We start from the raw sequence: 21,985 nt of genomic DNA on the forward strand, positions 1-21,985 counted from the left end.
GATGCAAGAAAACCGATGACATTGCAAACCCCTTGTACGTTCAAACCGTTGTCAATATTGGCTTTTAGTAGAAGTGGATAAATAAATGCATAAAGAATAAACCTATAGAAAAAGCAGAAACGTTGACTTAACAATGTTTCTGCTTTTCGTTTATTCCCAACTTTGATTTGGGAACGTTTTTCAAGTTTATTATGTATGTTTAATTCATTTGTTCGGCTAAAAAATTCTCTCCAAAATGTGTTAGCTTGGCTTTGCTTAGGTCAACAGAGTGTACTCTTTCGTCATAATATTCATCATCATCGCCAAACCAGTAGATAGTAACCTCTTTAATGTACTTAACATCATCCAAGTATTCGATAAATTCTGCCCATATATCTAAATGTAATTTGTAATCTGTATGACTAGGTGTACGTCCATTTTTAAGGTCATTTAAAATGCTAAGTATTATTTCTTTATTTTCCAAATTAAATACCTACCTTTCAAAATGTATGGTTGAAATAATCTAACGCCCACAAAGTGTCATTGAAGTGATCCCTTAAAGTTAGACACAATAATTTCAGGCAACCATTTGGTCAAGAGTTTGATATTGTATCGGGCTCATGCCTTTTTATTTTTCCTTATCCGCTTTGTTTTGTAATAGTATATTTTTCTAGAAAGGTCTCTACACCGTTATGTTCATATTGTTTCACCCATGTTAATAGGTGACGATGGGATACCCCTATTGTGATATTTTGAGTGATTTCAGTTCCGAAAATATATTTCAGAATAATTAAGTAATATATAATTACAAAGAAGGGGGTGAGTTTTTGAAAAGATGGACTTGGCTTATCATTATAGGAGTACTTATTTCAGGTTACATATATAATATTAATTCAGCTAAGTATGGGGAATCTAAAGTATCTGAAGTATTAAAAATTGCTGAATCGAATTATTCGAAAGAGCTGTATACTACTGGAATGATTAATTATATTCCCAAAGATATTACAAAAGGCAAAAAAATAACACTTTCAACAGAAATGATAGCAAACTTACTGAATCAATTAGAAAACACAAAGGTAACAGGTATTAAACCCAAAGATTTAAAAGATTTAAATGAACTTGATTACTATATTATTGATTTAGAATCAACGGTTGCGGATAATCTTATACTTTTTGTTGGTCAAGATGAAAATACTAAAAATAGTATTTTAGAAGTATTCGCTATTGATAAGAAATTAGCAGACAAATATCTCATGCAAGACAAAGAAGTTTTCAATTTAATTGCAGATTTAATAAAACAAGCCCATTAATTAAAGTTTCATTTGGAGACTTACTGTCCATAAACAGCCGAAACATCCTCTATTCAATAGAATAGAGGATGTTGGCTCCCAAAGTTTCATTTGTTAACGTTATTTCAGTTGTTTGTGCATGGCTATAAAGGATTAATCTTTCTGCATTTCCCATTCTTCTCGTAAAATTCCCATTCTAATCGAATCGTAGTAATTCCCTTCATAATAACGAACTTTACGAATGCGTCCTTCTAATTGCATCCCTAATTTTTCACCTACACGAATCATCCGTTCATTTCCAGACCATGTAGTAAAGCCAACACGAACTAACGGCATTGTATTGAATAAATGATCAATCCAGAGTTTTAAAGTACGAGTGCCAAGCCCTTTTCCCCATTTTCCGACTTCGTAAAAAAGAATGCCCATCTCTAACCATTTCGAGGCTTCATGTTCCCAATAATAAGATACTGTTCCACACAAAATACCATCTACTTCAACTACCCAAACGTTTTGTTGACTCATCCACTCTCTGCCAATAGGTAAAAATTCATCGAAAGACTTTGTTTCATGCGGGTAATACGGTGCATTCCATTTTTTCCATTCAGGTTTTTTTTCATTAAATTCTAATTCCCAAATACGATGTAAATCCGTTTCTTCTATTGGACGGATTATTAAGTTTTGATCTTTATACAAGTTATAGTTCCTCTTTTCAAATAAATTTCTTTTCATCGTCTTGTGAATTGAAAAGAGTAAGTATGTAGACTACTTTTCAATCCCCTTTGTTACCTGTTTCATATTAATCAATCCTTTCAAAATAAAATTATTTTAATTATATCTTAATTTTCAGAAATAAATAATTATTAAAACGGTATTTAGAGAAAAAAAGCTACCAAGGCGATGTTTTGGAACATCTATCCCTCATTTTGAATTTCAAGAAGGCTACTTTTTATTTTATTGAAAAAATCTAATGCAACAATTTTGATTGTCATGCAAGAACCGTAAATCTTCAGGTGTTATTTGTTGTGGATTAAGTCGATACATATTGTTCGAAGGTACTTTTTCACTGTGCCATATCGACCAAAATTCTACTCGATCTTGTTCTTTAACATTTTCTTTAATATAGTCAACAAGTTGATCTAGAGGCTTTCCATTCCCTCTCACCTTGTAAACAAAAGGCTTTTGGATTTGTCCTGCTGCTGCAATCGGAGGATTCTTTCGACAAGGAAGAATCTCAAACTGTGTTTCTAAAGCATAATCTTCTAAAGTTGCGAAAGAGTTTTTAATAATTGGTAAAGGGTTTTTTGAAGCAAAATATCGACAAAGGCTCATTATAACGCCACTTTCTATATGTTTTTAATTAAATATTAAACTAAATAACGGCAAATTAATAACCAAAAGTTATATCGTCCCCAAAGCAACGTGTGGGGTTATTTCAAATTGGTTTGTTGCAGTAGTATACCCGCTAGTTGAACAAGTATCTTCCATAATTTCGTCTTTTAGTACTTAAGAATTATAATAACTTGTTATGTTAAATTGTATTTCAGTTTCAAAATTACATTTTTTAATAACGTCAGCTGCAAACTGTTGTACTTCTTTTTTGGTGTTTTCATCGAATTTATCGTGTGCTAATACTAATGTTATTATAACGTTTTTGTCTATAGATACTTCCCCCTGTAAACTACTACCCTGTAACGTTTGGTAACCTAATTAAAGTAAAAAGCAGCTAAGATAGTGTATTAGTCTTAGCTGCCGATTATTTGGGAACGTATATGCATACTTTTAAAATCCTTATCGTACTAAAGCACCCGTAATTAGAGAAATAAAAATTATAAAACATATTTCTGCATCAATAGAGCAGAATAATCCTGAGGTGTTTCTATGGTAACTCCCAAAAGACTTACTTTATTTATTATTTGTGTAGTGATGTTTAATATAAGTATTGCTCCGCTTTATTATGCAGAAGAACCAAATGATGCTAAAAGTTTGGAGAAAAAAATTTTAGACCTTAAAGCACAATTAAAAGAAGCGGAAAATCGGCTTCAGAAACTTGAACCTTCCAAACCCGAAAATATTTCTGATCCTCCTTGGAAAGAGCAACCTTTCCCATCAAATATGGTCCAAATTTCAGAAGTGATTAAAAATGGAACTAAAATTTCATTTGATGTAATAGTAAATAAACCAGAATATAAAAGACCTGCTTATGAGGAGCACTGGTATAGCACGACCGGAAGATGGAGCTATATTCCTAGTAGAGTTCATTATGCCCTACACCGATTATTTACTAATTATGATATTGGAATCTCTGGTTGGTATGATTTCGAACACAACATGGGATTATCTATTCCCATGTTTCAAAATGAAAATGATTTGGATCTTTATATCGTTGCATTTCAGACGGAAATTACAGATGTTTATACACTAGGAAATCAGGTCGTTGTTGTCGGTCACCCAATAAGAACTGGTGTTCAGGTGATTACAATTAAAACAAGGGCAATAAATCCATCTAATAAAGAAGAACCTTTACTTGTTCAATTAACAACTCAATCAGGGGATGAAATTGATTATTCATTAATTTCTTATATGCCTCCTGATTTTTGGTTAAAGCAAAAAAAAATTAAATGAGCGTATACGTTAAAAAAGACAAAAAACTCTTACATAGAAAGTCTTTTGTCTTTTTATTATTAGTCAGAGTTATTCAATGTTTGGGAACATTAATAGCTCTAACTAACTCCACCATTTTTATTACAATCAAATTCTAAAGATATGTTATGTGTAGAAAGTATACCGTTTAGTGAGTATTTCCCTGTAACCTCGATAACATATAGTGTTCCATTTTCCAACAACGAATTTGTGTACCCTACTTGAGTCCAACTTCCATCAGAATTTTCTGCTTCTGAAGAAATACCATTAAATACAGAAAATAATTGTCTTCCTTTTGAGGTATTTTCGTTTAATTGTGTATCAAAAGCTCCTTCAAATATAATGCGCTCTTTATTCGGACCGATTTCTAACGTCACTGTCTTTGGGACTGAAGCTGGATGATAGCGTTCATTATTATCTGAAACAACAACTGATATATCAGCTCGCTCTTTTGTCCGCTTTTTAAATGTTTCTACCTCAACCCAATAGTCATCCGAAAATGCAGTGATAGGTTCTAACTTGAGATCAGTGTCATGCTCTTTATTAATATCCTCTATGACTGCTACATATTTTTGATAATAATCTTCTTTTTGCTCTTGCGATAAATTTAAAAGAGATGGTGAGACTTCTTCTATAATTTCTTCACTTTCAGTTCCTTCAACAGCACAACCTGATAAAGCAAACACTCCAAATAAAATACTTATGTAAATATATTTCTTCAACCCTTTCACCCCATAAAATATCATTATATATCATAATAATAACATAAATGTTTTTTATTGGTATTATCAGGCTTTTAATTCCAATATGGTAATAGGAATCGTTTATATAGACACTCCCCAAACTGAATCGGCAATGACGATTAATATACATAAAAATGAAAATAGTATGTAAGCAACGCTGATACTAACTAGAAAAGTCTGTTTTTTCACAGATTGTTCTGGGTTATGGATTATAATTTTTAGCAAACTGATAAGATTGACACAAAGCAAGATCGAGAATAGTGGAATACCTATTAAAGATAAAGGAACTAATGTTTCCATAAAACGCTAACCTCCTCCCTTCAATTTTGGGGTATATTATATTATACGTTAAATTCCAAACGTTCCAAAACCATCGTTTGATAGCTTTAATAATTTGCTCGGATCTTACGTTTGGTACACCACCATTGTGTCTCTCAAAACCTATAATGCTCTTTTATTTATACATTAACCGGACCTTTGTTAATATTCGTTAACGACTCGTTGACTGCAAAAATTTTGCTGTTGATTGCTATAATACCGAAGCCATTGAGACGCTTTGAATGCATTTCCAAGTAAGCTGCAGCAGTTTCCTTTGTTTCAAATAAGTAAATACCACCCGCTTCGCCAGCTTCCGCATCCTCTGTCCAAATTTTCCAGAGCATGCCTTCTTCTTCGTTAATACTCTCTGCCAATCCTTTAAACCCGGCAGCCATTTCTTCGCCGAATGGACCATCCATTTTGAAATCTACCTGTAAAATATATGCCATTAGAAGTGCCTCCTTTTTTCTAAACACTTATACTTACTTCTTTTATCCTCCTGCAAAATCCTTCTTTCCTTTATTATTCGATTTCCTTTACTTCACAATGCATCGCGTCTTTCGCTTCATGCCAAGGCACACTGTAACCCTTTCCCTTTGTACAAAAAATGCTGGAAGATGTATATTCAGGGTCGGCGTTTTTATTGTAGCCAACTTGTTCAATAATTTCATCGCTGTTATGGCATACATCATAGCCATCAAATTGCATTGTTAACGCACCTTTCCCATTTGTATAAGCGGCAAATTGCGTGGAATAATCCATAAAAGTTGCTACTGGAGCCCGCCCGTATAATGTCACGGTATCTTCTGTTAAAATCGGTGCTTCAAATGTTCCGCTTGCCTGTTGGATATCTGACATCATCCGGCCAATATGGTTGTTTGACGCTTTCATCTTAAATCGGTAATAAGGCTCCAACAGTACATTTACCACTTGTTCAAGCCCTTGCCGCAATGCTCTAAACGATGCTTCACGGAAATCTCCGCCTTCTGTGTGCTTATTATGTACCCGTCCTGTCAGTAGCGTAAAATGAATATCAGTTACCGGAAAACCTGTAAGTAATCCGTGATGGTCCCGCTCAAATAGATGCTTTTCTATTAACCGCTGATGCCCTACAGATAAGTCATCGGCATGACACTGGTTCGAAAATGTGTTACCTGCACCACGCGTGTTCGGTTCCATTTTCAGATGTACTTCCGCATAATGCTTTAATGGTTCAAAATGGCCATAGCCGACTGCAGGGGCAGCAATCGTTTCTTTATAAAGAATTTGCGGCTTGCCGAAGTGCACGTCAATTCCGAAGCGGTCCTTCACCAGTTCGGTTAATACTTCCAGCTGAATTGTCCCCATAACATGAACCGAAATTTCCTGGAATTTCTCATTCCATATGACCCGTAAACTCGGTTCCTCAGCTTCAATTTCACGAAAAATCCGGTGAAGTTCTTTAATATGTAACGCACCTTCATATATCACTTTTGCCTGCAATGTTGGAATCATTTCAAATTGCGCAGGATTTGTTTTCGTAGCCCCAATTACATTACCGATAATCGGCGTCGCCAGTCCCTTCACCGCAAAAATATCACCCGCCTGCACTTGTTGAACCGTCGTAAAACTGCTGCCGTTGTATAGCCGGATTTCCGTTACCTTTTCTGTCGTTTCACCGAATGTAAATTCATCACGTACTTTTAAAACGCCCGATAATGCTTTCATAAATGTGAGACGCTGCTGATTGTCATGACGAATTTTATAGATCTTACCTTCAAATGGTCCGTTCACATCAAATGTTGTTTCAGTCAGTTTTGTAATCGTTTCGAAAAAATCCAGTACCCCTTCATCTTTTAAAGCAGAGCCCGACATACAAATAAATGCCTGTTCCTTTTGAATCATCTGCTGCAGTTTTACGGTACAATCGTGCTCCTTTAAATCGTCTGCGAAGTATCTTTCCATCATCTGCTCGTCACGTTCCGCAATCCACTCTTTTGCAAAAGTATCAATTCCATTATTAAACAGTAATGCATTTGGGGATAAGTCTTTTTTAATCGCAGCCATTACTGCATCAACATCTGCTCCTTCACGATCTACTTTATTTATGAAGATAAATGTCGGAACATGGTGCTCCCGCAGCAAATGCCAAACCGTTTCCGTATGCCCTTCAATTCCATCGACCGCACTGATAATGACAATGGCAGCATCCATCACATGAATCGCACGCTCCATTTCGGGTGCGAAATCGATGTGTCCTGGTGTATCGATCAGCGTATACACTTGCCCGTTATAATCGATTCGCCCCTGCTCAGCAAAAATCGTAATCCCGCGCTGCCGTTCAATGGCATGATTATCTAAATATGCATCTTGGTGATCGACCCGTCCGCGCTTTTTAATGGCATTTGTATGATAAAGCAATTGTTCGCAAAAAGTTGTTTTTCCAGAATCAACATGAGCGACAATCCCGATTGTAGTATGCAATAGTATTCCTCTTTCTTTTTTTAAATTTTGAATCATTGTACGGTCATTCCTGTGAAAGGAAATAATTTCTCATTTCCTCTGGCAGTTCTTCTATATTAATAATATCCAACTTAGTAGTACCAGGAGTTGTTTGAATCAAGAAACTTTTCTCATCAAACTCCAGTATTGTAAACTGCTGCACCATATTTGGACTAAACTCTTCCTGTATGTAATCAACAATCTTGGCATCGAAATTTTTTTCATCCATAAACAGCGATTCCGGATTTTCAGAATTCCTTAAAGTTAGCATCAGTTCCAATGAATTGGAGGGGTTCGTTAACAACCACTCAAAGATTGGGATTGATACAATGATTAAAACGGCAATGACTGCAACTACTTTTTTCATATAATAACCTCCACTAATATGCTTGCCCGTAAGTACATACATTTTAACAGAAGATGGGTTATTTTGATTCATTCACAGTAAAATGTCATTCTCATTTTCCGTTAAATAAAGTGGTGCGCAAGTATTCACAGATAATGAGGGTATAATAAAAAGCCACTTAAAATTAAGTGGCTTCATCCATTACAAAAGCATATATTTCAATGTTTTCATCAGCTTCGATCGTAATTCCGAATACAGTAATAGCATCGGCACTTACCTCAACGTCCATATGTTTGTCAGTCATCTTTCCAAATAAATTTGGATTCATTTTAATTTTATTTACCTTCTTACCTTGTATAGCCAGATAATCCAGACCTTCACGAATTTGACCTAATAAAACGTCCAACTATTTTCCTCCTTGTAAATAATATTTCTTCTTCATATCATGCCTCAACAAACAAAAAATATTGCAATAAGAAAAAGCCACAACTCAAAATGAGTGTGACTTAATCGAATCGTTAGAAGCGGATTCAGTTCTATTCTAAAACTACCTGTGAAATTCTTGAAGTATATACCCAATTACTCTTAACAAATTAATGTATTGCCCTCTGCTACTTTACGAAGAGTAAAATCTTTATAGGGCTATCCATTAGAAATGGAAATCATCTTCGCAAATAACCAGCTCTTTCGGGTCATACGGTTCAATATGAACAAGTGTTGTCGCATAAGGATTCAACTGCTTCACTTCATTTTCAATTTGCTCCGTAATGGCATGTGAATCACGTACATTAAGATTAGGATTTACACTTACTGTAATATCCACAAGAATTAAGCTGCCGTGCTGTCTGCCGCGTACATCAGTAACATCACGGACACGCGGAATTTTTGAAACACGCTGTTCAATCGAACTGATCAATTCCGTGTCAAATCCGTCCGTTAACGAGAACACCGCTTCTTTAAAGATTTCGATCGCTGTTTTAATAATGATTAAACCGATAATAAAGGCAGTAATCGTATCGACAATCGGGAAACCTAATATCGCTGCGGTAATACCGATTGCTGTCCCGATGCTGACAAAAGCATCAGAGCGGTTGTCATAGGCTGCCGCTTTAACAGCAGAACTGTTAATTCTTTTTGAGAGGTTTAAATTATATTTATATACTGCAAACATGACTGCTGCACTAAACACGGCTACAATAATTGTTAAAATGGAAGGATTCTGATCGATCGGATTGGCGATTTTTTCACCCGCCGATATAAGTACTTCGATCCCGACATAAATCATAATAAATGATGCAACAAGTGATGCGATTGTTTCTGCACGAAAATGGCCGTATCGATGGTCATCATCAGGCGGGCGCTGGGAAATTCTGAGTCCGATCAAAACGGCTACTGAAGCAATAATATCTGTTGTATTGTTTAATCCATCTGCCTTTAACGCTTCTGAATCTCCTAAATAGCCTGCTGCTAACTTAAGCGCGCTTAAAAATATGTAGGCAAAAATCGATAAATAGGCACCTTTTTCGCCCGCTCGTAAATTTGTATATTGCTCCAAAATGTTTCCTCCCTGAAAAACTTCTTTAAACACGAAAGAGGCTACCCCGCACAAAATCGAACGGGATAACCTCTTTTACATATCGTTAAAAGTAGTATACCAAAAAATCGGGGGAAAACATACATTCAAGAAAAAATATTATATAATTATAACTTTGCTCAGTCTAAACGACACGTGTCAATTATCATAGTTCTCGGTTTTGTCCGAAGTAACGGCATATATGTGAATGATTTGGCCCTCTTCCGAAAGTACGATACCATTCAATTGACCTGTAAAATAACACCCACCGTCTATTCCAATATATTTTTGGTCTTTACTAATCCAAATGTCATTGCAACCATGAATATGTTGTAATGGTGTATGACCAAAAACATTGATATACGGTGTTTTATTTTCATTTGTATAATGCTGGCGAATCCATAGGAAATTTTCATCCTCCGTTTCCTCAACTGTTGCAAAACTCGAATCAAATCCTGCATGTGTTAATAACAGATTCCCTACGATTTCATACAATTTGCCTTTACTTAAAAAATCCAATTCCTCCGCAAACTTCTCTTTAACGACTTGCGCTTGTTCAATCGGGTCAAGTTCACTTACTTCACCCGGTAAATACTTTAAAAATGAAGCCATTGTTTCCCGTCCACCGTATTTGTAGTAAAAGGCATGTTTTTGCCCAGGGTTTTCGAGAAAGTCCAACAGCATCATTTCATGATTCCCTTTACAAAATATAACCTGTTCCCCGTATTGCCGCTTTAAGTCCATTACTTTTTGCACGACCTCATAAGACCGTGGACCCCGATCGATTAAATCTCCGAGTAAAACAAGGCTATCCTTTTGATTCCAATACGTTAATAACTTTTCAAATGCTTTATACTGGCCGTGGATATCACTGATAATAAAATAATTTTTCATATTGCACCTGCTTTTCTACAACCTATTTTACATTACTTACCGCCATACACGATTTACAACTGTTTGTTCATTGCTAAACTCTATTTCAAAGACATCCGGATTCGACAGTTGCTTCCAATCGTCAAATCCAAAATGCCGTTGAAAATGGTTGAGTAGTAAAGACATTATATTGCCGTGTGTAACGATTACCACTGACATATGAGCACTTTGTTTTAATTCTTCTACTAATTCATTGATACGATGTATCGCTTCATTACTTGATTCCCCGCCAGTAAATTTTAAATCCTTATCCACATACGTTTGTTTCAATTTTTCCAGCCAATCCGGAAGATTTTCGTCACTTAATAATCGTTCCCTCAACCGATGATCAATTTTGAAAGGAATTTTGTTTTTCCGGACAAATGGTTCTATTGTATGTAATGCTCTTGTAAATGGACTTGATATGACAAGTTCAATCGGGTATTGTTCCAAAAAATTTGCCAGCTGCTCACTTTCCTCTTTACCAGCTACTGTTAACTTAGCCTTCGGATCTTGTCCCTCCGATTCGGCGTGTCGGATAATATATAATTTCATACTGTAAATGCTCCTAGTTCATTCATGCTAATTTTTGATGATCTTGAGTAATTGCTTCATTGCTTTCTTCGCTTCCGGAATGGGAAATACCGGAAAGACATGATTCATTTTCGGGTATTCAAAGTAATGGACTGCTACACCTTGTTCTTTTGCTTTATCGAGAAGCATTTTTGCATCGACAAGCAGTAGCTCACCCGTCCCGACAAATGCGGTAATTTGACCGATGTCTTTCAATTCTCCATGGACGGGACTTATTTTGTAATCTGTTAAATCCAATCCGTCTGCCCATAACCTGCCAAGCTCCTGTGCGCCAACTACTCCAAGCATCGGGTCAAGTTTTTCAAGTTCTTTGTAACGCGGATCTTCCCCCCGCACATCGAGCCATGCGGAATGTAGAACAATATGCTGCGGCTGCTTTTTGGAATATCGTTTTACATCCTGCGCCAACGCCAATGCCAGCCCGCCACCTGCGGAATCCCCCATAAAAATAAATGGTGCATCATATTTTAAAACGAGATGATCATATAAATCGTGAATGGCATCAAAGCACGCTTTATGTGAATGTTTAGGTAGCTTCGGATAAATCGGCACGATAATCGTGAAGTTTGATTCCTGTGCAAGCTTCACTAAATAGCGCCAATGAAAAATCAGTGGATCATTAATATAGGCACCGCCGTGAAAATAATAGATGACCTTTTCCGGTGTCTGCTGTTCATTGATTGTGTAATAGGGCATGCCATTCAGTTCGTCTTTTTGTATTTGGTGCTGCTCTTTGAATTTAGCATCCAGCTCATACGGTTTCTCATTATGTTTCATTGCAATAAAATTATCGAGCAAGCGTAAATCCATAAATTTCTTCTTTGTTCCGCGCAGTATTAAAAACTTCTCAAACAACACACTATGCACGCTTCGCATACAATGCCTCCCTTTAGCTCACATCCAATTTTTACAATTTCCCATTGTTATCAATTCGACTAAAATCGATTGATCCCCTTCTAAATGGTAAAACGTTTCCACTTATGCATATGCAAACTGAGTACCCGTTAGAAAAATCCCATCAGTGAATTCAATATATTCTGAAACTTTTTTCCGACTTAATCGTAAATTTGGTAATGAATTTAGAGGGGGAATGTTCATGCTTACCGGATTTTACAGTGCTCTTATCATTTTCACTTTATTATTTATCATTGCTGCTTTCTTTTTTATCCGGGAGTTTGTAAAAAAGAAAGTATCTCCCTTTAACTTGAATACAATTATGCTTGGCGTGCTGACGCTTTTTATGCTGATTGTTTCAGGAATTTACAGCTATGATTTTTATCATCTGCAAACAAGCGATCAGAAAACTGCTGGAGGGATTTGTGAAATTACTTTTGTAAACGGGCATGGGAGAAGTATTGATACGACTGAAGTGATGATTGAAGATAAAGTTTACAATATTAAGTCCAGTACCTACAAAGACTTCCCTGATGGGCGTTATCATTGTGAATTAACGTATCTACCGATTTGTGACGCAAATCGATATACTGACAAAAGACGAGAAAGGAGGCTAATATGGTTGAGTTAGATTTTTCAATTGTTTTGGCATTCATCTTAATTATGGTTTTAATTACGCCACTTGTATTATCTATCTACTACCGGAAAAAACCGAAAGTGGATAAAGGGTTGAAATTTGCCTATCATGGCCTTTCCTACCGTCGTAAATTCTTGCGCAACCTCTATTCCATTCCCATTTGTATCGTAGCGTTGGCCATTATTTATTGGGTGGAAGGATTCACTAATCTCTTTATATTTTTCTCCCTCTTTTTCATAGTATTATTTGGTATTCAAACTTCGTACAATTATATAAAGTGGAAAAAAGAAGAAGATTAAAACGCCTGAGTTCATTTATCTCGACTCAGGCGTTTTTCATTATTTCACTCCACTCGATCCAAAACCCTTATCACCGCGCTCCGAATCCGACAGTTCGTCCGTATCTTCAATAAAGACTTGCGGGACATATTGAACGACTAGCTGGGCAATGCGCATCCCCTTTTCAATCGTAAACGGTTCTTTTCCATGATTAATTAGAATAACCCCGATTTCACCGCGATAGCCTGCATCAATCGTACCTGGACTATTTAACACCGTAATTCCATGTTTCAATGCCAATCCGCTTCGAGGACGTACTTGCGCTTCTGTTCCTTCCTGCAGTTCGATTTGAAGACCGGTTTTAATTAATCCGTATTCCCCAGGCAGTAAAACTTTTTCTTCAACCGCACTTAAATCCATCCCCGCATCCCCTTCACGTGCCTGTTTCGGCAATACAGCATTCGGGTGGGTTTTCTTAATTTTTAATTGAATCGACATATTCAACCAACTTTCTCATTAATAAAATCTATTTACATGCAGTTATAACAAAACCATATTTTTTCTATATTTTCAATAGGGAGTTTTCTAGAATTCTTAATGGATTTATGTTATCTTTCTTTAGGCTCTTTACTTTTATGTTGTTAAAGCTTATACTCAATTCAACTATATATTGTGTTTTTTTATCACGGTACTACTAAATGTAGTTTAAAAGGGAAGTTTGGTGTGAATCCAACGCTGTCCCCGCAACTGTAAATGCTGACTGAAGACGAATAGACCACTGTGCAATGCATGGGAAGGTATGTCTGACGGATGAAGCAAAGCCAGGAGACCTGCCGCGTTAAAACTACGTACATTTCTTCGGGGAATAGGAAATGGAGGCGCTCTTTTACTCGTTTCCATTTCAAGCTATCCTGTTTTCCGGGATAGCTTTTTTTGTTTTTTCTCCATGACATGTGCACCACAATTACTAGTAATATTTAAATAGCGAGGGGTTCTATTATGAAACTTTATACGAAAACAATTTGTCCAAAATGCCTATGGGTAAAATCGGAGCTCGATGCTGCCAACTTGGAGGTCGAGGTTATTAATATTGACCATGATGAGAGCGCAAAACAAATAGTACTCGATGCAGGTTTTTTGTCTGTGCCGTTATTTGAAATCAACGGTGAATTTATCGCAGAGCCGACGTCAATTATCGATCGCATTTCTGAAATGACCGCATGATCATATTTGCTTCACGAACTGGTAATGTACGATCCATTGTGCAAAAACTCGGCTTGCCCGCAAAGGATCTGGCGGAAGTAGAGAAAATGGATGAACCGTATCTTCTATTTACGTATACGGATGGATTAGGCTCTGTTCCCCCTATCGTCGACCAGTTCATGACTGCGAACTCTGATCTATGCAAAGGAATTATCGTAAGCGGAAACCGTAATTTTGGTCATGCTTTTTTCGGCCGTGCAGGTGACCTTTTAGCTGCACAATACGGAATTCCGTTAATCGAAAAAGTGGAAATGCGAGGAACTCCGGCGAATTATGAAGCGATTACAGATTACTACTACTCCATTTGGAAAGAGGCATCGATATGAAACAATATTTAAAATTAAATAACGATATTCTAAACCGTTACCGTGCTACCGGTGAATTGGATCTGGCGAAAGACAAAGAAGCAACACGCCGCTATTTCCTGGAAGACGTGAATGTCCGTTTACGCTACTTTATCGATATCGAGGAAAAAGTGCGTTATTTAGTCGATGAAGGCTATTACGAAAAAGAGTTTTTGGAATTGTACTCGATGGACTTTATTAAACAAATGTACAAAAAAGCCTATTCCTACAAGTTCCGGTTTCCTTCATTCATGAGTGCTTCGAAGTTCTACGAAAGCTATGCGATGAAAAGCCGGGATGGAAAAGAAATTCTGGAAAAGTATGAAGACCGAATCGTCATTATCGCCCTGTATTTAGCACAAGGCGATGAAGCATTGGCTGAAAAGGCCATCGAAGCGGTAATGACTGCCTACCAGCCGGCAACCCCAACTGCCCTAAACAGCGGGAAAAAAGCGCGCGGTGAGCTAGTCTCATGTTTTAAACTAACGATGGACGATACGATGAACTCAATCGCTGAGAATATCGGCTATTGTCTTGAACTTTCCCGCTTAGGCGGCGGTGTCGGGGTAAACTTGACCGATCTGCGTCCGTTAGGAGATCCGATTAAAGGAATTTTAAACCGTGCGAGCGGGGTTATGCCTGTTGCGAAACTGCTAGAAAATTCGTTCTCGTATTCGAATCAGCTTGGCCAAAGAAATGGTTCCGGAGTCGTCTATCTAAATGTTTTTCACGGTGATATTGAAGCGTTTATCTCTTCCAAGAAACCAAATGCCGACGATAAAATCCGATTAGCTACATTATCTACAGGGATTATTCTTCCCGATATTTTCTTTGAATTAATGCGCCGCGATAAAGATATCGTATTGTTTAGTTCTTATGATATTTTCAAAGAATACGGCAAACGCATGTCGGAAATTTCGATTACGGAAATGTACTACGAATTTTTGGATAATCCAAACATCCGTAAACTGAAACGTTTAAACGCCCGTAAATTGTATACGGAAATTAAAAAGGCGCAATTTGAATCGGGTTACCCGTTCGAAATATTCGATGATAATGTCAATAACATCCACCCATTAAAGGAAATCGGGCGTGTGAAGATGTCGAATCTATGCACCGAAATTCTTCAGTATCAACAAACAAGCGTTGTTACCGATCAAAACGAGCCGAATGAATACGGCCTCGACGTTTCTTGTAACTTAGGTTCAATCGACATTCACGAAGCAACGAAAGTTCAGGACTTCGGCCAGCTTGTCGATACGGCAATGCGTCTTTTAACGAATGTTTCTACGATGACAGATATCGTCAACGTCCCTTCTGTATCCAAAGCCAACAAAGTGATGCACTCTGTCGGATTGGGTGTTATGAACTTGCATGGACACCTTGTACAAAGCGGAATCCGTTATGGTTCCAAAGAGTCGATTGAATTTATCGATGCGTTTATGGAAGCACTGAACTATTACTCGTTAAAAGCATCAATGGAAATCGCGAAGGAGAAGAACGAAACGTTTTATCGATTTGAGGAAAGTGATTATGCGAGCGGGGTTTACTTTGAATCTTACGTAAATAAAGAAGAAAAAGAACTTACACCTGAAGTGATTAAAGCACTTGGGGGTACACCGATTATTAATCAAAATATGTGGGATAAATTAAAAAAACAAGTTCAGAAATATGGATTATTCCATAGCTATCGACTGGCAATCGCGCCTTAACTGACTAGGGCTTTCATTGTTGTAAAACAGTGTCAAAACAAGTGAAATTGCTGGAAAGCCGTAAAGCCAAAAATACGACAACGTAATTGGAAACGATAAACGTGAACGTTGCGAAAGCAGAAAAAAATTTTTGGATAGCATAAGGTGAAAAAAAGCATATTTTGTGAGGTTAATTCTCGCTAATTATGTCCTAAGTGCCAATACAATCGGTAATCAGCAGCCAAGCATCTTTCTATGAGGTGAAGGTTCAACGACTATAATACTTGGTAGGCAAAAGCCTATATTGTATAGTCTACTCCCTTTTAAATATCAGGAAACTGAGGGTATTAAGGACAGGCAGTATTTCCTACATCCGCAGCTGTACGGCTTCCATCTCCCCTGTTACGGAACGTGTGGAAGTACGTGACTATGCGGATAGTCGAACAATTTATCCGATGCCGTTTTTAACGAATGATAACCAAGAACTTTATACCGAAGCCTATGAAGTAAACCCGAATGAACTGATCGACCTTTACGCAGCCGCGCAAAAGCATGTCGACCAGGGGATTTCCATGACACTATACGTGACGGACCAGTGGAACACAGAACAATTGGCAAAAGCTTATATTTATGCGTGGACGAAAGGCATTAAAACCGTTTATTACGTACGCCAGCGTTTACTTACAATTGAGGAGTGTGTCGCATGTCAAATTTAACGTATAAAGCGGTCAACTGGAATACCCCGACGAGTGAACTCGCTCGTATTTTTTGGGACCAGCAATGGAAACAAATATGGTTCCCCGAAGAAATTGCAGTCAGTAAAGACGTCAAACAATGGAAGGAATTCGAGCACCAGGATACATACAAAAAAGTGTTCGGCGGCCTAACTTTGCTTGATACGGTACAAACGAACATCGGCATGAATGAAATTGCCAAATACACGCCCGATTTTCAGGAGAAAGCGGTATTAACGGTTTTCGGATCGTTTGAAGCAATCCATGCAAAGTCTTATTCGTATATTTTTACAACATTATGCACAAACACGGAAATCGACGAAGTGTTCGAATGGGTGCAAAAAAATGAGTTTCTTCAATATAAGGCAAACCGCATTGGTGAAGTATACACTGCTATAAAAGAAGATGACCCGGAAAGCTTATGGAAAGCAATGTTCGCTTCAGTTATGCTGGAAAGCTTCTTATTCTATTCCGGCTTCTTCTACCCTCTTTATTTAGGAGGACAAGGTGTTTTAAGAAATAGTGCGGAAGTGATTAGTTTAATCTTGCGTGACGAATCCATTCACGGGGTAGCTGTCGGCTTTTTCGCGCAGAACATTTTCAAAACGTTCACTGCAGAAAAACAGCAGGAGCTTACTTTATGGGGCTATGAATATTTACTCGATTTATATCAGAATGAAATGAAGTATACCGATGATTTATATGCAGAAACAGGTCTTTCCCCTGAAGTGAAAAAATACGTGCGCTATAATGCGAATAAAGCGCTTATGAACTTGGGGCTCGATACGATGTTCCCTGACGAGGAAGTGAACCCTATTGTGATGAACGGGATCTCCAATACTGGGTCAACCTATGATTTCTTCAGTCAAAAAGGAGCGACTTATGCGGTTGCTAAAGTGGCCCCTATTACTGATGATACGTTTAAATTTTAAAATTAAAACGCTATGGCCAATTTGTGCCGTAGCGTTTGTTTCAAATTATATCGATTCTTTCTTATTGTAAAAATGGATAATCGTCAATATAGCTGCGTTCAAATATCTCTAAAAGTTCAAGTACCTCCAATGCTTCTTCACGCCATTTCGGTTGTAGGATCATCTGTTCAATATTTCGTTTATAATCCATATAAAACAACGGCTCAAAGTGAAACGGATATTCTTTGATTGGTGCAGCCTCATAAATTAATGATCCATATGTCTCTCTAATATAATCAAACGTCATATTTACATTTATAAACTCATATTGCTGCTGATCATTCAAACCCAGGTCCAGCGCTAAATGTTCTTTTTCTGCAAACCTAAATGTATCCGGAGTCTGTACTTCTATTAATGGTGGCTTCTCTGTAACCTTCGATCGTTGCTCTGTCTCAAACTTTTCAATTTCCCTTGCTGCATGCTTATAATAAAATTCCCTTGCCTCCTTATGAATTTGACCTATATATTTACCTTTTGGACCTTTTAATCCACGCTCTTTAATGAAGCTTTCAATCACCGAATTAACTGTCGCATTCTTTATAAGAATATCTTTATATTCATCGTTCGATAAACCTAATGCCTGAAGCATTTTTTCATGTTTAAGTTTCGACAGTGGATTACCTTCTATATAAGAAAAAGACTGTTTCGCATTTTTTAAGACTGACTCTTTGTCGATTTTAATATTTTCGTACTTTGCATATGTTAGTAGCGCACTGCGTTCAATAGCAAAAAATAAATTATGCTCTATGGCATCTGATTTTGTCATAAATTGACCTTGGTTATACTGATCGGAATAAACAGCAAGCAAAAAAAACTGTTTATCTATCGGTTCTATATAAAGGTTACTTGTTGTTTCTTCAGGTTTTTGCAGTGGAAATATGAATACTACCATACATAAAAAGAGAACGATTACAACCGGATAGCCCCATTTGAACTTTTTCCTGCCATTCCTATGAGCGTAGTATTGTTCCAGTGCTTTCTGCTGTACACGTTTTGTTTCATCATGCATTGGTCCTGTTAAATTTTCTAATTCATCCTTCACTGTTCAACACCTCCCAGTCCGTTTCATTTAATTGTTCCTTTAAAATCTTTCTTGCTTTAATTAACCTAGTTTTCACCGTACCTTCCGCAAGTTTTAATGTAAAAGCAATATCTCGAACAGTTTGTGAATCATAATAATAAAGGATAATAATTTCCCGGTACTTGAATGGTAATTGCCAAACAGCCTTGCCAATTGTACTTTTTTCTTCCGATATTACCATTCCGTCTCGTTGTGAAGTATCTTTTTCAATACCAAGTACATCGATTATGCGCACTTTTCTATAACGCCAGCTTTTCAAATAATCTTTACATTGATTCACCGTTATTTGTACTAAATAACTCTTTTCACTTGTTATTTCATTCTTTGAAAGCATTACTTTTATCCAAACATCCTGCACAATATCTTCGGCTGCTTGTCGATCTTTAACGTAGAGAAAGCTTAACTTTAATAAATAATTCGTATATGTATTAACAAGTCGTTCAAATTCCATTTCTTCACCTCACTTGACTATAAAACGATTGTACATGTAATTTGGCTTTAAATTTTAATCAATTTTTCTAAAAAAATACTTCAGGGGATAATTACCATAAAGTTCGATCGATTTAATTAATTTGACCCCATTACAATTTTGATAAAAGAAAAACGCTACACCAAACATTGGTATAGCGTTTTTCTTCTATTTAATAATGCTATGTAATTGATCACTGTGCCCTTCTATTGAAAAACACCCAGCACCATCCAACAAATAAGCCCATAACTCATTGTAAGGCTGTTTATAAAGCGCGGACATCAGACAGGCAATGGCAACACCGTGTGAAACGACAGCGATTCTCTCATACGGTAACTGTAACAAATACTCGTGAAATGCAATCATTCGGTTCGTTACGTCTTCAAAGGTTTCTTGTGTCGTATTCATAAATAAATGCGGTGTATTCAAATAGCAACAATACTGTTCATCCTGTTGAAGGTCCTTAATGTAGCTGCCTTGCCAATGCCCCAAGTTAATTTCACGCAAACTTTCGTTTTTATGAATGGTGTGGTCCGGAAACATGAGACGGGCTGTTTGCACTGCACGCTTCAGGTCACTGGAGAAAACGATCTCCGGATTCCAGTTAACGGACGTTGCCTGATCGATTCCTTTTGTCGTTAATTCCGAGTCAAGCCACCCTTGCAGACGCCCTTCTTTATTCCATACAGTTTCTCCATGACGGTAGTAGTTAATAATTTTTGACATAATCCATTATTTCATCCTTGCATTTAGTCCAGATTTCTTCACTTTTGACAGCGATTCGAAACCATGCGCCGTCCAGGCCGACATAGTTTTTTGTATGGCGTAATACGATACCCCGTTCTAATAAATATGTAAAAAAATCATCCGGATTATATTGTTTTGGTAATTGAAACAATAAGAAATTCGCTGCACTGTTAGATACTTTACAACCAATTAATTTTAAGTCCTTCACCATCTGACTTCGTAATCTACTGCTCTTTTCACGAGACTCCTTCACAAAATCCTTGTCCTGTAAACAGAGACAGCCGATTTCATTTGCAATCGCGCTCACATTCCAATGCGGCAAATAATGACGGATTTCTTCTGCCTGTTGACCGATGACATAACCGAGACGAACCCCTGCCAGTGCATACATTTTTGTCATGGATCGTACGACAAATAAATTGGAATAGCTGTTTACCAATGAAACAATGCTCTCCGATTCATCGGTCCAGTCCATAAACGCTTCATCGACTACAAAATTGCAGTGCGGATACTTTTTAATCAACTGTTCAATCCAATGTTTTTTCAATAATATGCCTGTAGGATTATTCGGATTGCAAATATAGCAGGCATGGACATCTTTTAGCTGTTTCTCCAATATTTCCTCATTAAATCGATATGTTTCAATATCGTCAGCTAAAATAGAATGAATGACACAATTCTGCTGTTTTAGTGTTCTCGCATACTCCGAAAATGTTGGCTGTAACAAAGCAATTTCCTGTCCATTGAAAAGCTGTGCCAAAGCCATTAAGCCCTCTGCCGCACCGTTTGTGACGATAACTTGATCGGCTGCTACTTGGTGAACAGCTGCCGCTTGCGATCGAAATGGTTCTGCTTGCTCATCCGGGTAGCCAGTAATTTTTTCTAACAGGTTTGGCCACTGTTGCTTTACTTGCTTCGGTACCCCCAGATGATTGACATTTTCGCTCACATCGATGAATTGATCCGGCATTTTTAAATTCATTGCTTTATATAATGCTGCCGCATTAGCCCCATGTGCAGGCAATTGCATACAATATTCCCCCTGTTATCACAACACACCATGTACAAACATACATGTGCCGGATCGCTTTTTTAATATGTATTCTTTGCATCGTTTCGTACGGTTCACCCATATAAGCACGGAAGGATTCCACCCCGCCATAACGATTAAACCCGCCTAAACGAATTCCTAACTGAACAGCAGTAGCGGCCTCCAAATATCCACTATTCGGGCTTGGATGTTTTTTAGCATCCTTTAGCCAGTTTTTATAGCGGTGTTTGAAAGGTTTTGCCGTCTCACATTTTGTAAATATAATAAGGAACCACCCGGAAATTCTGCTGGGCAGATAGTTCGCAACATCATCCAATTTAGCTGCAGCAAACCCAAAATCAGCATACCGTTCATTTTTATACCCAATCATCGAATCCAGCGTATTAATCGCTTTATAGCACCATGCACCGGTTGCACCAAAACATAACGCATACATAAGCGGAGCCGTCACACCGTCACTCGTATTTTCTGAAACCGTTTCAACGACACCCCGTACAATTTCAGGTTCATCCAGATGATTCGTTTCACGGCCTACAATCCAGCTTAAATATTTTCTTGCTTCGGGTAAATCATTCGCTTTCAAGGAATCGCAAACGAGCATCGCCGCTTCTTTTAATGATTTCTGGGCAAGAGCTAAACTAATCAAAAAGATTTCGACTACAAGCCAAAGAAGAAGATGTATTTTTATTGCAAGAAAGACAATTAAGAAAACCGAGCCCGTTGTAATACTTATCGTGAGAAAAACTGTTAGTAATCCATTGATCCGTCTTCTACTGCCATGATTCCATTTCTTTTCGAAAAAAGAAATCATGTTTCCGATATATATAACAGGATGTGTCCATTTTTTCGGATCCCCAACAATGCAATCGATGAGTACTGCGATTACACAAATAATAAAATATATCGTGCCCCTCGCTCCTTTATTTTCGTTTGATATGAAATGAAAATTC

Annotated in this window: 28 protein-coding genes and 1 riboswitch; of the genes, 9 read left to right on the plus strand and 19 right to left on the minus strand. The window is 37.4% G+C overall.

All coding sequences use genetic code 11. The annotated features are described in order from the left end of the window. Window positions 1–199: 199 nt before the first annotated feature. Complete coding sequence (locus ACQKN3_RS06445) at window positions 200–463, minus strand: hypothetical protein (protein ID WP_427710266.1); 264 nt, start codon at window positions 461–463, stop codon at window positions 200–202. 343 nt (window positions 464–806) lie between these two features. On the opposite strand from ACQKN3_RS06445, the gene ACQKN3_RS06450 reads away from it, so the two are divergent. After that, complete coding sequence (locus ACQKN3_RS06450) at window positions 807–1,289, plus strand: hypothetical protein (RefSeq protein ID WP_427710268.1); 483 nt, start codon at window positions 807–809, stop codon at window positions 1,287–1,289. Between the two features lie 132 nt (window positions 1,290–1,421). Here ACQKN3_RS06450 and ACQKN3_RS06455 read toward each other — a convergent pair whose 3' ends face one another. Beyond that, window positions 1,422–1,961, minus strand: a complete 540-nt coding sequence (locus ACQKN3_RS06455; protein ID WP_427710270.1) for a GNAT family N-acetyltransferase — start codon at window positions 1,959–1,961, stop codon at window positions 1,422–1,424. A gap of 258 nt (window positions 1,962–2,219) precedes the next feature. Next, on the minus strand, window positions 2,220–2,597 hold the full coding sequence (locus tag ACQKN3_RS06460) for a hypothetical protein (RefSeq protein WP_427710272.1): 378 nt from the start codon (window positions 2,595–2,597) through the stop codon (window positions 2,220–2,222). 549 nt (window positions 2,598–3,146) lie between these two features. Between ACQKN3_RS06460 and ACQKN3_RS06465 the strand changes: the two genes are divergently transcribed. Continuing rightward, entirely contained in the window at window positions 3,147–3,890 is a 744-nt protein-coding gene (locus ACQKN3_RS06465; protein ID WP_427710274.1) for a hypothetical protein, read from the plus strand. A gap of 98 nt (window positions 3,891–3,988) precedes the next feature. On the opposite strand, the gene ACQKN3_RS06470 is transcribed toward ACQKN3_RS06465, so the two are convergent. The 10 genes from ACQKN3_RS06470 to ACQKN3_RS06515 form a co-directional block, all read right to left on the minus strand. Further along, the gene (locus ACQKN3_RS06470) at window positions 3,989–4,630 is read right to left on the minus strand and encodes a hypothetical protein (RefSeq protein ID WP_251688367.1); all 642 of its coding nucleotides are present in this window, start codon (window positions 4,628–4,630) and stop codon (window positions 3,989–3,991) included. A gap of 102 nt (window positions 4,631–4,732) precedes the next feature. Then, complete coding sequence (locus tag ACQKN3_RS06475) at window positions 4,733–4,951, minus strand: hypothetical protein (protein ID WP_427710276.1); 219 nt, start codon at window positions 4,949–4,951, stop codon at window positions 4,733–4,735. 158 nt (window positions 4,952–5,109) lie between these two features. Then, complete coding sequence (locus ACQKN3_RS06480) at window positions 5,110–5,418, minus strand: monooxygenase (RefSeq protein ID WP_427710278.1); 309 nt, start codon at window positions 5,416–5,418, stop codon at window positions 5,110–5,112. Between the two features lie 73 nt (window positions 5,419–5,491). Continuing rightward, window positions 5,492–7,432: a GTP-binding protein gene (locus ACQKN3_RS06485; RefSeq protein ID WP_427710280.1), complete on the minus strand. Its 1,941-nt coding sequence runs from the start codon at window positions 7,430–7,432 to the stop codon at window positions 5,492–5,494. Between the two features lie 43 nt (window positions 7,433–7,475). After that, window positions 7,476–7,817: a hypothetical protein gene (locus tag ACQKN3_RS06490; protein ID WP_427710282.1), complete on the minus strand. Its 342-nt coding sequence runs from the start codon at window positions 7,815–7,817 to the stop codon at window positions 7,476–7,478. A gap of 163 nt (window positions 7,818–7,980) precedes the next feature. Beyond that, window positions 7,981–8,202 (minus strand): lactate dehydrogenase, encoded by a 222-nt coding sequence (locus ACQKN3_RS06495; protein ID WP_251688376.1) that lies wholly within the window; start codon window positions 8,200–8,202, stop codon window positions 7,981–7,983. Between the two features lie 243 nt (window positions 8,203–8,445). Further along, window positions 8,446–9,351, minus strand: coding sequence for a cation diffusion facilitator family transporter (locus ACQKN3_RS06500; RefSeq protein WP_251688379.1), 906 nt, complete (start codon window positions 9,349–9,351; stop codon window positions 8,446–8,448). A 177-nt stretch (window positions 9,352–9,528) separates the two neighbouring features. Further along, window positions 9,529–10,263, minus strand: coding sequence for a metallophosphoesterase family protein (locus tag ACQKN3_RS06505; RefSeq protein WP_427710284.1), 735 nt, complete (start codon window positions 10,261–10,263; stop codon window positions 9,529–9,531). A gap of 36 nt (window positions 10,264–10,299) precedes the next feature. Further along, the gene (locus ACQKN3_RS06510) at window positions 10,300–10,836 is read right to left on the minus strand and encodes a histidine phosphatase family protein (protein WP_251688385.1); all 537 of its coding nucleotides are present in this window, start codon (window positions 10,834–10,836) and stop codon (window positions 10,300–10,302) included. Window positions 10,837–10,863: 27 nt separating this feature from the next. Further along, window positions 10,864–11,751: an alpha/beta hydrolase fold domain-containing protein gene (locus ACQKN3_RS06515; RefSeq protein WP_251688387.1), complete on the minus strand. Its 888-nt coding sequence runs from the start codon at window positions 11,749–11,751 to the stop codon at window positions 10,864–10,866. Window positions 11,752–11,971: 220 nt separating this feature from the next. Here ACQKN3_RS06515 and ACQKN3_RS06520 point away from each other — a divergent pair, with 220 nt between their 5' ends. Then, window positions 11,972–12,400: a cobalamin biosynthesis protein CobN gene (locus ACQKN3_RS06520; protein WP_427710286.1), complete on the plus strand. Its 429-nt coding sequence runs from the start codon at window positions 11,972–11,974 to the stop codon at window positions 12,398–12,400. Beyond that, window positions 12,388–12,705, plus strand: a complete 318-nt coding sequence (locus tag ACQKN3_RS06525; RefSeq protein WP_427710288.1) for an ATPase — start codon at window positions 12,388–12,390, stop codon at window positions 12,703–12,705. Before ACQKN3_RS06520 ends, ACQKN3_RS06525 begins: the two co-directional genes overlap by 13 nt. 39 nt (window positions 12,706–12,744) lie before the next feature. Here ACQKN3_RS06525 and dut read toward each other — a convergent pair whose 3' ends face one another. Continuing rightward, on the minus strand, window positions 12,745–13,182 hold the full coding sequence (dut, locus tag ACQKN3_RS06530; RefSeq protein ID WP_427710290.1) for a dUTP diphosphatase: 438 nt from the start codon (window positions 13,180–13,182) through the stop codon (window positions 12,745–12,747). Between the two features lie 171 nt (window positions 13,183–13,353). Next, window positions 13,354–13,536: riboswitch (cobalamin riboswitch) on the plus strand. Window positions 13,537–13,683: 147 nt separating this feature from the next. On the opposite strand from dut, the gene ACQKN3_RS06535 reads away from it, so the two are divergent. The 5 genes from ACQKN3_RS06535 (at window position 13,684) to nrdF (ending at window position 17,648) form a co-directional block, all read left to right on the plus strand. Beyond that, entirely contained in the window at window positions 13,684–13,908 is a 225-nt protein-coding gene (locus ACQKN3_RS06535) for a glutaredoxin family protein (protein ID WP_008406611.1), read from the plus strand. Between the two features lie 38 nt (window positions 13,909–13,946). Further along, complete coding sequence (locus ACQKN3_RS06540; protein ID WP_427710292.1) at window positions 13,947–14,273, plus strand: ribonucleotide reductase stimulatory protein; 327 nt, start codon at window positions 13,947–13,949, stop codon at window positions 14,271–14,273. Then, window positions 14,270–16,003 (plus strand): ribonucleoside-diphosphate reductase subunit alpha, encoded by a 1,734-nt coding sequence (locus ACQKN3_RS06545; protein ID WP_427710294.1) that lies wholly within the window; start codon window positions 14,270–14,272, stop codon window positions 16,001–16,003. The genes ACQKN3_RS06540 and ACQKN3_RS06545 overlap by 4 nt, the downstream gene beginning before the upstream one ends. A gap of 392 nt (window positions 16,004–16,395) precedes the next feature. Next, window positions 16,396–16,698, plus strand: coding sequence for a hypothetical protein (locus ACQKN3_RS06550; protein WP_427710296.1), 303 nt, complete (start codon window positions 16,396–16,398; stop codon window positions 16,696–16,698). Beyond that, entirely contained in the window at window positions 16,686–17,648 is a 963-nt protein-coding gene (gene nrdF / locus ACQKN3_RS06555; RefSeq protein WP_251688399.1) for a class 1b ribonucleoside-diphosphate reductase subunit beta, read from the plus strand. The genes ACQKN3_RS06550 and nrdF overlap by 13 nt, the downstream gene beginning before the upstream one ends. Before the next feature lie 61 nt (window positions 17,649–17,709). Here the strand turns inward: nrdF and ACQKN3_RS06560 are convergent, their stop codons facing one another. The 5 genes from ACQKN3_RS06560 to cbiB all read right to left on the minus strand — a co-directional run bounded on the left by ACQKN3_RS06560 (window position 17,710) and on the right by cbiB (window position 21,939). Beyond that, window positions 17,710–18,729 (minus strand): hypothetical protein, encoded by a 1,020-nt coding sequence (locus tag ACQKN3_RS06560; RefSeq protein WP_427710298.1) that lies wholly within the window; start codon window positions 18,727–18,729, stop codon window positions 17,710–17,712. Then, window positions 18,719–19,219 carry a sigma-70 family RNA polymerase sigma factor gene (locus tag ACQKN3_RS06565; RefSeq protein ID WP_427710300.1) on the minus strand — a complete coding sequence of 167 codons (501 nt, stop codon included), beginning with the start codon at window positions 19,217–19,219 and terminating at the stop codon, window positions 18,719–18,721. The genes ACQKN3_RS06560 and ACQKN3_RS06565 overlap by 11 nt, the downstream gene beginning before the upstream one ends. Window positions 19,220–19,405: 186 nt before the next feature. Then, window positions 19,406–19,963 carry a histidine phosphatase family protein gene (locus tag ACQKN3_RS06570; protein WP_427710302.1) on the minus strand — a complete coding sequence of 186 codons (558 nt, stop codon included), beginning with the start codon at window positions 19,961–19,963 and terminating at the stop codon, window positions 19,406–19,408. Then, on the minus strand, window positions 19,947–21,014 hold the full coding sequence (locus ACQKN3_RS06575) for a pyridoxal phosphate-dependent aminotransferase (RefSeq protein WP_427710303.1): 1,068 nt from the start codon (window positions 21,012–21,014) through the stop codon (window positions 19,947–19,949). The genes ACQKN3_RS06570 and ACQKN3_RS06575 overlap by 17 nt, the downstream gene beginning before the upstream one ends. Then, window positions 20,989–21,939: an adenosylcobinamide-phosphate synthase CbiB gene (cbiB, locus tag ACQKN3_RS06580; protein ID WP_427711614.1), complete on the minus strand. Its 951-nt coding sequence runs from the start codon at window positions 21,937–21,939 to the stop codon at window positions 20,989–20,991. Before cbiB ends, ACQKN3_RS06575 begins: the two co-directional genes overlap by 26 nt. Between the last annotated feature and the right edge of the window lie 46 nt (window positions 21,940–21,985).

Source organism: Solibacillus sp. NPDC093137 (assembly GCF_050280445.1).
Lineage (GTDB): Bacteria > Bacillota > Bacilli > Bacillales_A > Planococcaceae > Solibacillus > Solibacillus isronensis_B.

What these genes read in the sequence shown, in the direction of transcription:
- ACQKN3_RS06460 (WP_427710272.1), bottom strand. Translation starts at nt 2,597, where the DNA reads ATGAGCCTTTGTCGATATTTTGCTTCAAAAAACCCTTTACCAATTATT.
- ACQKN3_RS06465 (WP_427710274.1), top strand. Translation starts at nt 3,147, where the DNA reads ATGGTAACTCCCAAAAGACTTACTTTATTTATTATTTGTGTAGTGATG.
- ACQKN3_RS06475 (WP_427710276.1), bottom strand. Translation starts at nt 4,951, where the DNA reads ATGGAAACATTAGTTCCTTTATCTTTAATAGGTATTCCACTATTCTCG.
- ACQKN3_RS06480 (WP_427710278.1), bottom strand. Translation starts at nt 5,418, where the DNA reads ATGGCATATATTTTACAGGTAGATTTCAAAATGGATGGTCCATTCGGC.
- ACQKN3_RS06490 (WP_427710282.1), bottom strand. Translation starts at nt 7,817, where the DNA reads ATGAAAAAAGTAGTTGCAGTCATTGCCGTTTTAATCATTGTATCAATC.
- ACQKN3_RS06505 (WP_427710284.1), bottom strand. Translation starts at nt 10,263, where the DNA reads ATGAAAAATTATTTTATTATCAGTGATATCCACGGCCAGTATAAAGCA.
- ACQKN3_RS06510 (WP_251688385.1), bottom strand. Translation starts at nt 10,836, where the DNA reads ATGAAATTATATATTATCCGACACGCCGAATCGGAGGGACAAGATCCG.
- ACQKN3_RS06515 (WP_251688387.1), bottom strand. Translation starts at nt 11,751, where the DNA reads ATGCGAAGCGTGCATAGTGTGTTGTTTGAGAAGTTTTTAATACTGCGC.
- ACQKN3_RS06520 (WP_427710286.1), top strand. Translation starts at nt 11,972, where the DNA reads ATGCTTACCGGATTTTACAGTGCTCTTATCATTTTCACTTTATTATTT.
- ACQKN3_RS06525 (WP_427710288.1), top strand. Translation starts at nt 12,388, where the DNA reads ATGGTTGAGTTAGATTTTTCAATTGTTTTGGCATTCATCTTAATTATG.
- dut (WP_427710290.1), bottom strand. Translation starts at nt 13,182, where the DNA reads ATGTCGATTCAATTAAAAATTAAGAAAACCCACCCGAATGCTGTATTG.
- ACQKN3_RS06535 (WP_008406611.1), top strand. Translation starts at nt 13,684, where the DNA reads ATGAAACTTTATACGAAAACAATTTGTCCAAAATGCCTATGGGTAAAA.
- ACQKN3_RS06545 (WP_427710294.1), top strand. Translation starts at nt 14,270, where the DNA reads ATGAAACAATATTTAAAATTAAATAACGATATTCTAAACCGTTACCGT.
- nrdF (WP_251688399.1), top strand. Translation starts at nt 16,686, where the DNA reads ATGTCAAATTTAACGTATAAAGCGGTCAACTGGAATACCCCGACGAGT.
- ACQKN3_RS06565 (WP_427710300.1), bottom strand. Translation starts at nt 19,219, where the DNA reads ATGGAATTTGAACGACTTGTTAATACATATACGAATTATTTATTAAAG.
- ACQKN3_RS06570 (WP_427710302.1), bottom strand. Translation starts at nt 19,963, where the DNA reads ATGTCAAAAATTATTAACTACTACCGTCATGGAGAAACTGTATGGAAT.
- ACQKN3_RS06575 (WP_427710303.1), bottom strand. Translation starts at nt 21,014, where the DNA reads ATGCAATTGCCTGCACATGGGGCTAATGCGGCAGCATTATATAAAGCA.